Annotated in this window: 8 protein-coding genes, 2 pseudogenes, 1 riboswitch and 1 other annotated feature (1 of these 12 only partly in view); of the genes and pseudogenes, 9 read left to right on the top strand and 1 reads right to left on the bottom strand. The window is 38.0% G+C overall.

What is annotated here, in order from left to right; all coding sequences use genetic code 11:
- Positions 1-4 precede the first annotated feature (4 nt).
- The 9 genes and pseudogenes from LS684_RS04485 to LS684_RS04525 form a co-directional block, all read left to right on the top strand.
- Positions 5-1495 (top strand): annotated as a pseudogene (locus LS684_RS04485) (PrkA family serine protein kinase); the annotation flags it as partial.
- A gap of 83 nt (positions 1496-1578) precedes the next feature.
- Positions 1579-1764 (top strand): hypothetical protein, encoded by a 186-nt coding sequence (locus tag LS684_RS04490; protein WP_233810313.1) that lies wholly within the window; start codon positions 1579-1581, stop codon positions 1762-1764.
- Positions 1765-1982: 218 nt separating this feature from the next.
- Positions 1983-3152 carry a sporulation protein YhbH gene (gene yhbH, locus LS684_RS04495; protein WP_233810315.1) on the top strand — a complete coding sequence of 390 codons (1170 nt, stop codon included), beginning with the start codon at positions 1983-1985 and terminating at the stop codon, positions 3150-3152.
- 713 nt (positions 3153-3865) lie between these two features.
- The gene (locus LS684_RS04500; protein WP_233810317.1) at positions 3866-5005 is read left to right on the top strand and encodes a ThiF family adenylyltransferase; all 1140 of its coding nucleotides are present in this window, start codon (positions 3866-3868) and stop codon (positions 5003-5005) included.
- On the top strand, positions 5002-6195 hold the full coding sequence (locus tag LS684_RS04505) for a PqqD family protein (protein ID WP_233810319.1): 1194 nt from the start codon (positions 5002-5004) through the stop codon (positions 6193-6195). Before LS684_RS04500 ends, LS684_RS04505 begins: the two co-directional genes overlap by 4 nt.
- A gap of 276 nt (positions 6196-6471) precedes the next feature.
- Positions 6472-6737: pseudogene (locus LS684_RS04510) on the top strand (excalibur calcium-binding domain-containing protein).
- A 470-nt stretch (positions 6738-7207) separates the two neighbouring features.
- Complete coding sequence (locus tag LS684_RS04515; protein ID WP_233810321.1) at positions 7208-9217, top strand: methyl-accepting chemotaxis protein; 2010 nt, start codon at positions 7208-7210, stop codon at positions 9215-9217.
- Positions 9218-9829: 612 nt separating this feature from the next.
- A complete protein-coding gene (locus LS684_RS04520) occupies positions 9830-10981 on the top strand; it encodes a trans-sulfuration enzyme family protein (RefSeq protein ID WP_233810322.1) in 1152 nt (383 codons plus the stop codon).
- 88 nt (positions 10982-11069) lie between these two features.
- Positions 11070-11178, top strand: a riboswitch (SAM riboswitch).
- Between the two features lie 75 nt (positions 11179-11253).
- Complete coding sequence (locus tag LS684_RS04525) at positions 11254-12246, top strand: homoserine dehydrogenase (RefSeq protein WP_233810325.1); 993 nt, start codon at positions 11254-11256, stop codon at positions 12244-12246.
- A 121-nt stretch (positions 12247-12367) separates the two neighbouring features.
- On the opposite strand, the gene LS684_RS04530 is transcribed toward LS684_RS04525, so the two are convergent.
- The gene (locus LS684_RS04530; RefSeq protein ID WP_233810327.1) at positions 12368-13708 is read right to left on the bottom strand and encodes a sodium-dependent transporter; all 1341 of its coding nucleotides are present in this window, start codon (positions 13706-13708) and stop codon (positions 12368-12370) included.
- A gap of 95 nt (positions 13709-13803) precedes the next feature.
- Positions 13804-14017: a binding site (T-box leader), on the bottom strand; it runs 6 nt beyond the window's last position.

Genomic DNA, 14017 nt, shown 5'->3' on the forward strand with positions numbered 1-14017 from the left:
TACTTGTCGTATGTACGAGGATGCCTTACACCTAATCCCCCAAAATCTAAGGAAAGAGTTTCATGAGCAATATGGTGTTCGAATTGAAGGGAATTTATCACCGCTGAATATGATGCGTTTAGAGAAGGAATATGGTGGTAGGATTGAAGATGTATTGGTGGAAAGAGTGTTCTTTTCAGAAGATAAGCGGGTTGGTATTGGGACGTTTAGTCCGTCTGATCCGAAGTCTCAAGATATTGCCGACTTAACAGGTAGCATTGATTTTTCAACGATTGCTGAATATGGTTCGGAATCAGATCCTCGTGCCTATCGATTTGATGGAGAGCTTAATAAAGCGAACCGAGGCATGATGGAGTTTCAAGAAATGCTGAAATGTGATGAGAAATTTCTGTGGCATTTATTGTCGCTCACACAGGAAGGGAACTTTAAGGCAGGTCGCTTTGCGTTGATTTCTGCAGATGAGTTAATTGTCGCTCATACAAATGAAACGGAGTACCGTTCATTTATTTCCAATAAGAAAAATGAAGCATTGCATTCAAGAATTATCGTGATGCATGTTCCATATAACTTAAAGGTGTCACAGGAAGAAAAGATTTATGAAAAGATGATTAGTGAGAGCGATGTATCAGATGTTCATATTGCCCCACATACATTACGTGTAGCAGCGATGTTTACTATTCTTACCCGCCTGAAAGAACCGAAAAAAGGTGATATTGATTTAGTGAAGAAAATGCGGTTGTACGATGGCGAGAATGTAGAAGGTTTTAATTCAGCAGATGTAGACGAATTGAAGAAGGAATACTCAGATGAAGGAATGAGCGGGATTGATCCACGTTATGTGATTAACCGAATTTCTTCGACCATTATTCGCAAGGAAATGACGTCTATTAATGCTCTAGATGTTCTACGGTCGCTGAAGGAAGGGCTTGATCATCATCCATCAATAACACCTGAGCTCCGTGAACGTTATTTAAATTATATTTCGCTAGCTCGTAAGGAATATGATGATATTGCGAAAAAAGAAGTCCAAAAAGCGTTTGTCTATTCATATGATGAGTCAGCTAAGACATTAATGGATAACTATCTTGATAATGTGGAAGCGTACTGCAATAAAGTGAAATTACGTGATCCGTTAACTGGTGAAGAAATTAATCCAGATGAAAAGCTGATGCGCTCTATTGAAGAACAAATCGGAATTTCAGAAAATGCGAAAAAAGCGTTCCGTGAAGAAATTCTTATTCGAATTTCAGCTTATGCACGAAAAGGAAAGCGATTTGACTATAATTCTCATGATCGTCTTCGTGAAGCCATTCAAAAGAAATTATTTGCTGACTTAAAGGATGTTGTTAAGATTACTACGTCTACGAAAACACCTGATGAGCAGCAGCTGAAGAAGGTAAATGAGGTAGTCGCAAGATTAATTGATGAGCACGGCTATAATTCAACATCAGCCAATGAACTACTTCGTTATGTGGGAAGTTTGTTAAATAGATAGGAATAACGGCTGGCAGTCCTTCTGTCAGCCGTATGTTTTAAAAAGAGGGTCACTGGGTAAATAGAGAAAAAGAGGTGATCAAGGTGAAGAAGGACAAGCTGGACAAACAATCTGTACCACCCAATAGCTCAATGGCAGAGAATTTAGCAGAAATCGAAATTCTAGGTAAGCAGATGGAAAATCTTCGAACGAATCAAGAGCTTAAGGAAGATGATAAGCATCCTGACCCTATACAAGATGAAAAGAATTCAACCAGAAAAACGACTTGATAACAAGTCGTTTTTCGTATGCGTTTTTTTGTAGGCTTGTCTTTTTTTGTAGGCGATTGTCTTATTGTCAAAATAATTTGTAAATTATTCTACTCATTTTGCATAGGATAGAGTAATCACCATTTTCTTTTGAGTAAATGACACTCGGGATATTGTATGAAACTCGTATGTGAAATGTGAAGGAATTTGAAAACAATTTTATAAGGAGGGGTTATTTTATGACCGATGCAAATAACCATCAGTTTGTGATTTCAAAAGAAGATTGGTCCCTCCACCGTAAAGGCCACGATGATCAGCAGCGCCATCAAGAAAAAGTTCAAGATGCCATCCGCAACAATCTACCAGACTTAGTCACAGAAGAAAACATCGTCATGTCAAATGGTCGAGATGTGGTTAAGATTCCAATCCGTTCCTTGGACGAATATAAAATTCGCTACAACTACGATAAGAATAAGCATGTAGGGCAGGGGGATGGAGATAGTCAGGTTGGAGATGTCGTCGCTCGTGATGGCTCTAGTGGCCAAAAGGGACCTGGGAAAGGTCAAGGGGCAGGAGATCAAGCAGGAGATGACTATTTTGAAGCAGAAGTATCATTAATGGATATAGAAGAAGCATTGTTCAAAGAATTGGAACTGCCAAATTTGAAAAAGAAAGAACAGGATGAAATCATCGTCGAGAATATTGAGTTTAATGACATTAGGAAAACAGGATTAATGGGCAATATAGATAAAAAACGAACGATGATGACAGCATTTAAGCGCAATGCCATGAAGGGGGCACCAAGCTTTCACCCCATTTATCAGGAAGACTTGAAATTCAAAACATGGAATGAAATCGTTAAGCCAGAGTCGAAAGCCGTCGTTCTAGCGATGATGGATACGTCAGGATCGATGGGAATATGGGAAAAATATATGGCAAGAAGCTTCTTCTTCTGGATGACAAGATTTCTACGAACGAAATACGAAACGGTAGACATAGAGTTTATAGCCCATCATACAGAAGCAAAGGTCGTAACAGAAGAGGAATTTTTCACGAAAGGCGAGAGCGGGGGAACGATTTGCTCATCTGCCTATCGGAAAGCAATCGAATTAATTGATAACAAATACGATCCAACACGATATAATATTTACCCATTTCACTTCTCCGATGGAGATAATTTAACATCCGACAACCCACGCTGTGTAAAGCTGGTGGAAGAGATCATGGAAGTATCCAGTATGTTTGGGTATGGTGAAGTGAATCAATACAACCGCCACTCGACCCTAATGTCCGCTTATAAAAACATCAAAAATGAAAACTTCCGTTATTACATCCTCAAGCAAAAAGCCGATGTGTTCCATGCGATGAAAAGCTTCTTCCAAAAGGAAGAGAATAAAATGTATGCGTAAGCAAATAAGCCAGCAGGACTGCTGGCTTATTTGCTGTGGAGAAATGATGAAAATAGATCTAGGTGAATATTCCTATTACGGAAAAGGGTCCTCAGAACACTAATCAAAAGCACAAAAAAATCTGATAAAAATATTACTATTATAAAAAAGGAATTTTTATACAATCAATTAAACATGTAAAGCTTTAAAGGTCTAAAATAATTCGAGAAACGAAGCAAACACCTGTGTAATTAAAGACCCTGCTAATTAATCGTTCATTCTCTGGAATTTCCTATTACGTAGATATATAGAGACAGTAAAAATATTGGTTATGTTGAAAAATTTATCAGCAAAGACGTGAAGGTGGGAATCAATTGAAATTTCGCTTAGTGTTCTACTAAAGTAATCTTAGAATAATATAAATTTCTGAATTTAAAATATATTCAGAAATTTATATTGACGTAATCCTAATTATCAATTAATATCAAAATTGTAAAAAGTTAGGGGGTGTGTTTGATGAAAATTACAGTTCGTAAAGTAGAAAAACTAACTCCAACTATTGATGCTGAGCTAATGCACAGAGGCGGTTAATTCCATACATAAATGTGTGGAATGAAACAAATGGGAAATCCCCACTCGTTGTTGAGCGGGGATTTTTCATGAAATTACTTAGAACATTCTTTACCAGTATCTAGAGGGAACCATATTATGACTTTCTAGGATGGGGGATTATTATGTTGAATCCGGCTTTTAAGAAGACATTGCATCCGATCATTAGAAAAGAGAGTTCAATTGAAGTCATTCACAATGGACAAATGATAGAACTTGATGATTTAGACGGTAATTTAAGTAAGCTGCTCCACCTTTTAGATGGAACGAGTTCAATGGAAGAGATTGCAAAAGAACTGAATATTAGCGTGCTAGAGCTTGGCGATGTAATTGAAGCTCTTGATGATCTTGGAATAGTAGAAGATATTGTTATTCCAACTACATACTCATCTACACAGATAGAACGGTATCAGTCAAATTTCAATTACTTTTCTAGCTATGCAAGTATGAATAATAGTAAGTATTCCATGCAAGAAAAATTAAACCAATCGAAAGTAGCAGTACTTGGACTCGGAGGTGGCAGCTTAACGGTATCATTTCTTGCAGGATTAGGTATTGGTGAAATTGTTGGTGTCGATTACGATACAATTGAACGCTCTAATTTAAACCGACAATTCCTGTATAACGAGGATGATATCGGAAGGCTAAAATCGAAAGTAGCAGACGAAAAAACAAGAAAAATAAATTCTGATATAAAAGTAAAGATGTATAACCGCGAAATTAAAAAGTATGAAGATTTATTAGACATTATCGAAGGTTGTCATGCCGTAATTAGTATGATGGATCAACCAAACATTATCGTCGATCGTTGGGTAAATGCTGCATGCTTTACATTGGGCATTCCATTTTATCTGGGCGGGTTTAATGCACACAAGATTAGATGGGATCGAACGATTCCAACATGTAATGAACCTTGCTTAGATTGCAAATTTATTGAACTGATTCAGATGGAGCCAGATTCCATCATTCGTTTAAAGACCAATTACGGTAGAACTTTTACTGGAGTTAACACTGGATTCGCCCCTAATTTAGCCATTTTAACTGGGCTTTTTACATCCGATGTAACGAAATTAATAACAGGCATCTCCCCGTTAATGAAACCTATCATATCAATCGATACGACCACAATGGAAATCTCACAGGACAATATTAAAACAACTAAAAAGCCATATTGTCCAACCTGTTCTTCTGATTTCAAAGAAATGGCTAGCTTAGAAGAATTAATTTCAATAGCTATTGATCACAATGAGGGTGTACTTACATGACGATAGAAATAAACTTAAACACAGTAGTTGATTGTTCACATTTATCGATACAGCCAGATGGAGATGAATACACTATAGGTGATCCACATACTGGAGAATTCTTACGAGTACCTGAAGTAGCTGTGGACGTTATCAAGTTGTTGGATGGACATTCCACGATAACAGAGGCTACAGATATTCTAAAAAAGAAATATGATGATGATATTGATGTGCTTGATTTTGCTAGCACTCTACTAGAATATAAACTAGTGTTAAGCATCGATGGAGAAGTGTTAAACCCTCAAGTAAAACGTGAACCGAGCAGGGTGCTCGTTCAGTTAGGTAGATTTTTCTATTCTTCACCGGCTTTAATTTTGTATTCTATTTCTTTTTTTATCATAATCTTTTTATTGTTCACGCAACCAAAGCTCACGCCACATTATAAGGACATCTTTGTGTTTCAAGCGATTGGTTTAAGCACCCTAAATTTAATGGTTGTAAGCTACCTGTTAATTGCAATTCATGAATTTGGACACGTTCTGGCAGCAGCAAAAGAACAGGTTATTTCACGTGTTCGCTTGAATTTACGAATGGTTTTTTTAGTAGCTGAAACCGATATGACTGGTTTATGGTCAAGGCCAAAATCAAAAAGATATGTGCCATATTTAGCAGGAATGGCATGGGATGTTGTAATTATTTTAGCTTGTTTGCTAATGCAATTATATAGTAGCAATCAGTTGGTCATAGATTATGCTAAGTTAATCGTATACATTTGTATTGTAAAGTTCATCTGGCAGTTCATTATATATTTACGAACCGATATGTACTATGTCGTTAGTAACTGGAAAAACACTTCAGCATTACATGAAAACGGAATTATGTACTTACGAAAGAAGTTCTTAAAGAAGGAGACTCCACTGTGGAATGATCTTCCGAAATACGAGCAAAAAAATGCAGTGTGGTTCGGATATTTGTATTTGGTTGGAGCCTTTGTTGCAGCTGGTCAATTTCTTTTATTTCGGCTACCTCCATCCATTTATGGAATCACGATTGTGATAAAAAATGTAGTTGCGAATGATTTTTACAGTTATTATTTTTGGGATAGCATCATTGTCCTTGGTGTGACGTTAATTCAATTGGTTACATGGCTACTTGGTTTTAGGACGCTATGGAGAGAACGTAAAGAAAGAAGGGCTGTTGCACAAGCCTAAAATAGAATGATATGAATAATGAAAAGCTTGTTTGATGCAACAAGCTTTTTTTATGAAGTTGTTGCTTAACCTACATTTGAATATCTTATTCCTTAGCGGGTGATAGGTAATCTTCGAGAGAGCTGTTTGTGAGGTGATGAGAAATATATCACTCTATCAAATTCGTTTTAAAAGGAAATTAACGAAAAATGGAAAAAACTTTTTGTCTATCTTGAAATCGAAACAAACCTTAAATTATCATACAGTTAAAATAAAGGATGTAAGGTGTGAGGAAGTATGAAAAAAACTATAGCTACTATTCTTTCATTAAGTTTAATGCTTGGTGTTACATCTGAATTAACTTCTGCTACTTCAGCAAAGTCGATTGAAAAATATCAAAATTGCACGGAACTAAATAAAGATTACCAAGGGGGGGGGCTCGTACTAAAGATACGGTCAATAAAGGAGGAAAGGTAAAATATAAACCTTTTGTGTCAAAAGAGCTTTATGATGCGAATAAGAGCAAGGATCGCGATAAAGATTTTATTGCATGCGAAAAGTAAAAGACAATCGTTTAATGAGATAAAAAGATCCCACAAAAAAGTGAAGTTACACGTTCCACATTTTTTGTGGGAATCATCTACTTAATGATGCCCCTCTAAAATCCCTGCCTCATCAGGGCTCCCTTTACGTAAAAACTCTTCATCACTTTCGCTTAGTTTTCCGATTATAAATTGTTTTGTGGGCATGATCATTGTAGTGTTCATGCTAGCATGATAAAACGAGGATTCCAGCATAAAAATTCCATCTCCAAATGGTAAGATAGCTCATACGTTTTTTAGGTGTATTTTCCACACATTTCATTATCCTATATGAATGTTAGAAATAGTTTTATTATCATAATGGATATAAAAAAAGAATGAAGTAAACGGCTAAATATACAAGATTGGAAAAGATTTAATATGAATTAACACTATCAACTTGTTAAAAACTGCCGATAAAATAGATATCAATTGAATAAAGGAGAACAGATATGAAAAAGGCATCAAGATTGAACAATGTTCAAACGAAATTAATTAGCATGATGTTACTTGTAACGTTAATTCCCATAATCGCTCTAGGGAGTTTTTCCGTTATGTATTCTCAAAAAATCGTGAAGGATGAAGTGGAAAATTCGACCGTACAGCTAGTAAATGAAGTCAGCAATCGAATTGATACCCTAACCAATGGGATTGGTGGCCAAATCACTCTTTTATCGAATAATATTAATTTTACCGATTACTATTTAAACCCAGAGAACGCTAAATACGGTTTCTTTTTATTAGATGGAACGCGTTTGACACGAGAGGATTATAAGCATCTCTATTTTGCTACTGAACGTAACGATTTTATGATATCACCTAAAGAATCTGGGGAAGGCTTGCCAGATGACTTCGACCCGACTACACGAGATTGGTATCAATCAGCTGTGAATAATAAAGGTCAATTAGTGACTGGGACTCCATACAAAGACGTAGCAACAGGAGATCTAGTAGTAACTTTATCTAAAACAGTTGAGAAAGCTGGAGAGGTTATTGGAGTCATTGGTGTGGATGTCGACTTAGGAAAGTTAGCAGAAGTAACAAATGAAATTGTTGTCGGACATGAGGGATATGCAGTATTAGTAGATCGAGAGGGGACTCTTATCACTCATCCAAACCAAGAATTGATTGGTACAGATGTAGTGACCAAGCTAAGTGTATGGGAAGACATGCAGAAGAATCAAGAAGGAGTAAGTAATTATGAGTACGACGGTAAAGAAAAATTTTCTGTCTACTCAACTAATGAAAGCACGGGTTGGCATGTATTAGCTACACTTGAAGAAAAGGAGTTTACGAGTCGTACAAAAGGGTTGGAATTTGCCATTTTTGCGTTGATGGCTGGATTTATTGTCATTTCAGCTGTTCTAGCATTCTTTTTTAGCAAAGGAATAGTCAAAAATATTCGTACTCTCCAACAATCAATTCAAACAGCATCTGAAGGAGATCTAACAACCCGTGTTTCGTTGAAATCAAAAGATGAATTTAAGCAATTAGAAGAGAGTTATAATCGGATGATGAATCATCTTTCAAAGGCTCTGACTGAGGTAGAAGCATCTTCACAAACAGTGCTGTCCACTTCGTCTTCCCTTTCTAAAATGACGGATGAGACTACATCTTCTATTTCGCAAGTGGCAATTGCAATGGGTGAGGTAGCTGAAGGGACCGCTTCGCAAACAGAAAACATTCAAACTGTCGCAGAAGAGATGGAACAATTGTCTTCGAATTTAGATGATATTAAAGCGGTAACCAATGATATGTTAGCTGTTCAACAGCAGTCAGTAGAGCTAGGTGAAAAAGGTTTAAACCATATGAATCTATTAACAATCAAATCGACGGATACGAAGGCATCTTCGAATCAAGTGTCTGCCATTATTGGAGAGGTTGCAGACAGTATGAAAGGCATTAGCGCGTTTATTGACACGATTACAGGCATCTCAGAGCAAACGAACTTACTATCATTAAACGCAAGTATTGAAGCGGCCCGGGCAGGTGAGCATGGGAAAGGATTTGCAGTAGTAGCCCAAGAGGTTCGCAAGTTAGCAGAAGAATCCCAAAGGTCAGCAGATCAAGTCGTTGGTATTATCCAAAACATTGAACAAGTTGTGGAGAAAGCGGTAGAGTCAGTAGAATCAACGAATCGTACGGTTGAAGAACAGGAAAAGGCAGTGGAAGAAACGAAAGAAATTTTTGCCAGTATTTTACGTTCATTAGAAGAAGTAACAAGGAAATCGGAGGAAGTAAGAACCTCGATTGAGATCGGCCAACAAAGCAAAGATATTGTATCTGAACAAACAAGTAATATTTCGGCGATTTCTGAACAAACGGCTTCAGCAACTGAGGAAGTCTCCGCTTCGGCTGAAGAAATATCTGCAACGATGGAAGAGTTTAGTAGACATGCAAATGGTCTTGAAGGATTATCTAGAAAGCTAGAAGAACAGGTTCGTCAATTTAAATTACGATAAGAAGTGAGAACGAGCAGGGGGACCCCCTGCTCGTTTTTCTATGATGGAAATTTGGTTTGCCGTGAGAAGAGGAAGGGCTAATTGAGATGGTAGGTCAATTGAGAGAATGCGGCAAATTGAAGTGATGTGTCAATTATGAGTTGCGAGTTAATTGCATAGGATTGCTCTATTAGGAGGCGAGAACTAATTGGATTCGAGGTTTAATTGTAAGATGTTGACGATTCTTCACGGAATTGTCCTTTTTGTGAGCGAACGCTCCTTTTATGAGCGTTCGCTCCATTATCCTCGAATATCGCTCGCATTTCGCCATTTTCGCTCCTATTCGACTAGAATTCGCTCCGATTCGACGAATTTTCGCTCCATAGATGAGGGTTTTCGCTCATCATAGGGAAATTCACATCTAATCTAGTATATTAAGGCTTTAATATGATCGGATATGGCTAATCAATGAGGTTTGATAAATAAAAAAGTGATAGAAAACAAGATGAACGATTAGTAGCATCAAAAGAGCATGGCTAAATTTCAGTATTTTATAAAAACTTTATCATTTCTTCCTTTAATTCTCTACTGTATAATAGAATTCATTAATCACCTGAATAAGGGGGCAGAATAATGAAGCGTTCGATACATACCGAAGTGGTTCATCAAAATAAAAAAGATACAGAATCCATTCGAAGTAAAGCAACACCGATTTTTCAAACCTCAGTTTTTCAATTTAAGACGTTAGAGGATCTAGAAGGGCATTATGAAGGAGACGGTTCCTATTTATATACGAGAAACGGCAATCCGAATACAGATGAGCTGGGTCAGGCGATTGCTAAGCTAGAAGGTGCAGAAGATGGGGTGGCTACTTCCTCTGGGATATCAGCTATTTTAGCAGGTATTTTGGCTGTGGTACAGAATGGCGATCACATCCTCGCAGCAGAAGATCTGTATGGTGGAACGTATCATTTACTGGGTCATGAATTGAAGAATTTTGGTATTCAAGTTACATTTGCTGATTTTACAGAAATAGAATCTCTTCAATCACATGTTCATTCCAATACAAAGCTGATCTACTCTGAATCGATTACGAATCCTTTTTTACGAGTAGAAAAGATAGCTGAACTTGTGAATTTCGCTAAGAAAAATGAGTTGATGACAATGATTGATAACACATTTGCGACACCGATCTTGCTCAATCCAATTGAGCTAGGAGTCGATTTAGTCGCCCACAGCGCGACAAAATACATCGGTGGTCATAGTGATGTGTCAGCAGGTGTTCTAGTAGGGAGAAAAGAACTCGTGGATAAGGCTCGGCAAAAAGTGGTGGGGCTAGGCTCTAATTTAAGCCCATTTGAAGCGTGGCTAACAATGAGAGGCTCGAAAACAATGGCTTTGCGAGTAGAGAAGCAAGCAGCTAATGCGAAGGAATTGGCTAATGCTCTCGTGGAAAGCGAGCTTGTAGAAAAAGTATATTATCCACAAAATGAACTGCCTAAAGGTAATGGGGCAATTGTAACCGTAACGCTGCAGCAAAAGGTAAATATGAGTGTCTTCTTTTCAGCGTTAGATTGGATAAAAATTGTTCCTTCACTAGCAGGTGTAGAAACGACAGTCTCCTATCCAATTGCTACATCCCATCGTGCTCTTCCGAAAGAAGCGAAAGAAAAATTGGGCATAACCCAGCATGTTGTGCGTATATCTGTTGGAATAGAAGAATTATTTGATATTGTCCAGCAATTTACCAAAGCAATTGAGCAAGCAGCTGGAAAATCCGTTTGAAAATAATAAATTTTCTAAAAATGATTGACGATTCGTATCGTATTCGATAAAATCCCCTTGTAAGTAAAAATCAGAACAACTAAATAAACTCTTATCCAGAGAGGCGGAGGGACTAGGCCCGATGAAGCCCGGCAACCACCAATGTACAATTGGGATGGTGCCAATTCCTACAAGTCATGTGACTTGAGAGATGAGAGGAGGATTGTCGATTTCACGCCCTCTTCTTTGGAAGAGGGCGTTTTTGTCAATTATTTAAGGAAGGACGTGGCGTCTTGACAGCTAAAACAATTAGAGTAGCTCTGTTAGGATTTGGGACAGTTGGGCAAGGTATTTTCGAAATGATTGAGGGGAAAAAGTCTGCTTTGAGTCAGTTACTTAATGCGGAGATTGAAGTACCTGTCATTTTCGTTCGAGATGGTGGAAAGAAGAGAGGTGTTCCAGCTAGTACAATTGTTACGAATCAGTGGAGTGATCTATTGAAAACTCCAAATATCGATGTTGTTGTGGAAGCGATCGTTGGGGAAGAGCCAGCTGCCACATATGTGAGCGAGTGGCTAGGAAGGGGAATTCCGGTAATCACCGCAAATAAAGAAATGTTTTCACTACATGGTGAGCGATTGAAACGTCAAGCACAAGATAATCACACGTATATTGGGTATGAGGCGACAACTGCTGGGTCTATTCCGGTTATTCGAACCATTAGTCAGCTTTTAAAGGTCAATCGAATTCATAAAGTCGAGGGTATTCTAAATGGGACAACGAATTATATGCTCACGTATATGAGAGAGCAAGGGAAGGAATATGAAGTAGCTTTAGAAAAAGCACAGCAACTCGGGTATGCTGAAGCGGATCCTACCAATGATGTAGATGGATTTGATGCCTTTTATAAGCTAATGATTCTTTGTGAAACCATATATGGTTCTCAGCCTGTTTGGAATGAAGTAGAACGGAGACCATTAGGTAGCTCTCTACAAGAATTAGTTCCTTTCGTAAATGAAAAATTAAGGCTTAAGTATATAGCTTCAGCTGAACTAGTAGGAGATCGCATTATTGGGTCAATCAGACCAACACTGGTTGGGCCGCAGCATCCGTTATTTGCTGTTGAGGGGGTAGATAATGCAATTATTATTCATACAGATTTATCGGGAGAGCTTACCTTAAGAGGGCCAGGAGCTGGGAAAACAGCAACGGCAAGTATTATGCTAGAAGAATTAGTAGCTATCTTTGCGAAAGAGAATATTCCATTTGCTCATAATAAAGGATGAGGTGCTATTGAACTGCGCCTCATCCTGTACATTAGTGCATAACTAATTGGAAAATCAAGCTCACACAGAAGAATCAAATGTACGATAACATCCTTTCCTTTGGAATGTCCTGTTATCAACCTTATTTAAAGATTCCGAGAGCATCCATGAAAACAATGATAATGATTGGTGGAATCACAAATTTTAACACGATATACCAAATGTTGAATAGGATGGTTCCTCTAGTAGAGTCTTGTAATAATTCTCTTTTAAGCACTTCTTTTTTGATTAAATTTGGAACAAATAATGATATGAGCAATACACCAATCGGGAGAAGAATATTACTCACAAGGAAATCGGCTGCATCAAAGGCGTTTTTTCCAAAAATCGTAAGGTCTGAAAGTGTGCCAAATGAAAGGGCAGATGGAATTCCAAGAATGAAGATGAAACCTCCTATAATCCATGAGTAAGAAGCACGCTTCTTCATATTCCCTTTTGAAAGTGTGGCGATAATAATCTCTAGCATTGAAAAAGCAGAAGTTAAGGTCGCAAATAAGAATAAGGCTAAGAATAAAAAGAAGAAGACCTCTCCCATTGCTAATTTTTCAAAAACGGCTGGTAAAACAACGAACAACAATCCTGGTCCTTCAGCTGGTTCAAGACCTAATGAGAATACGGCAGGGAAAATTGCGAGTCCAGCTAATACTGCTATAAATAAATTCATGAACACTACAGAAAGAGCAGGTTGAACAATTCGCTCTGTCTTAGGAAGATAGGAGCTGTATGTCACCATAACAGAAACCCCAACACTTAATGAGAAGAAGGATTGTCCCATGGCGAATAGGATGCTGTTGGAAGTTAATTTTGAAAAATCAGGTGATAAAAAGAATTTAACACCTTCTAAAGAATTTTCTAAAGTTAACGATCGAGCGATTAATATCACAAATAATACAAATAATGCGGGCATCAGCAGCTTGCTTGCCTTCTCAATTCCTTGCTGAACGCCCTTTGCCACAACGACGATCGTAATCAGTAAGAATGCAGCTTGAGCGAGAAGAACAGACCAAGCGTCCCCAATGGATTCTCCAAAAAGCCCGCCATAATCCGCTCCTGATTGGATGATTCCACCGAAGATTCCTTTGATGAAATAGATAACGATCCATCCACCTACCACACTGTAGAAGGATAGTAATATAAAGCAGGTAATGACTCCGATCCAGCCAATCCAATGCCATTTGCTATTTGGAGCAATCGCTGAATAGGCGCGAATAGCATCCTTTCCCGTACTTCGTCCAATAACGAATTCTGCTAATAATAGTGGAAGGCCTATGAATAAAGAAAATAATAAAAACAGTAGAAAAAAGGCTCCGCCACCACTCACTCCTGTTACATAGGGGAGCTTCCATATCGCGCCAATTCCGATAGCTGAACCAGCTGCAGATAGTATGAAGCCAATTCTTGATGACCATTGTTCTCTCTCCACTTTGTTTCTCTCCTTTTCTATGATGAATTTCAGCTAAAAAGACTTACCTAGTAGGAGTCAAACATAAAAAGCCACGCCCCTATCTAGAAAATCTAGATAGGGACGTGGCTGAGCACGCGGTACCACCCTATTTGAAAGCACAATATTGCTTTCCACTCATTAATCGATAACGGTCTAACCCGTTCTTTTGCCTAAGTTTCAGGAAAAGAAAAGCTCCGAGAATGAAATTCACCAATTCTTTGTATCAGTTTCCACCAACCACTGATTCTCTAGTAACAGGGAGAACGGCTTAATATAACCCATCAACGC

It is taken from the genome of Cytobacillus spongiae, assembly GCF_021390075.1.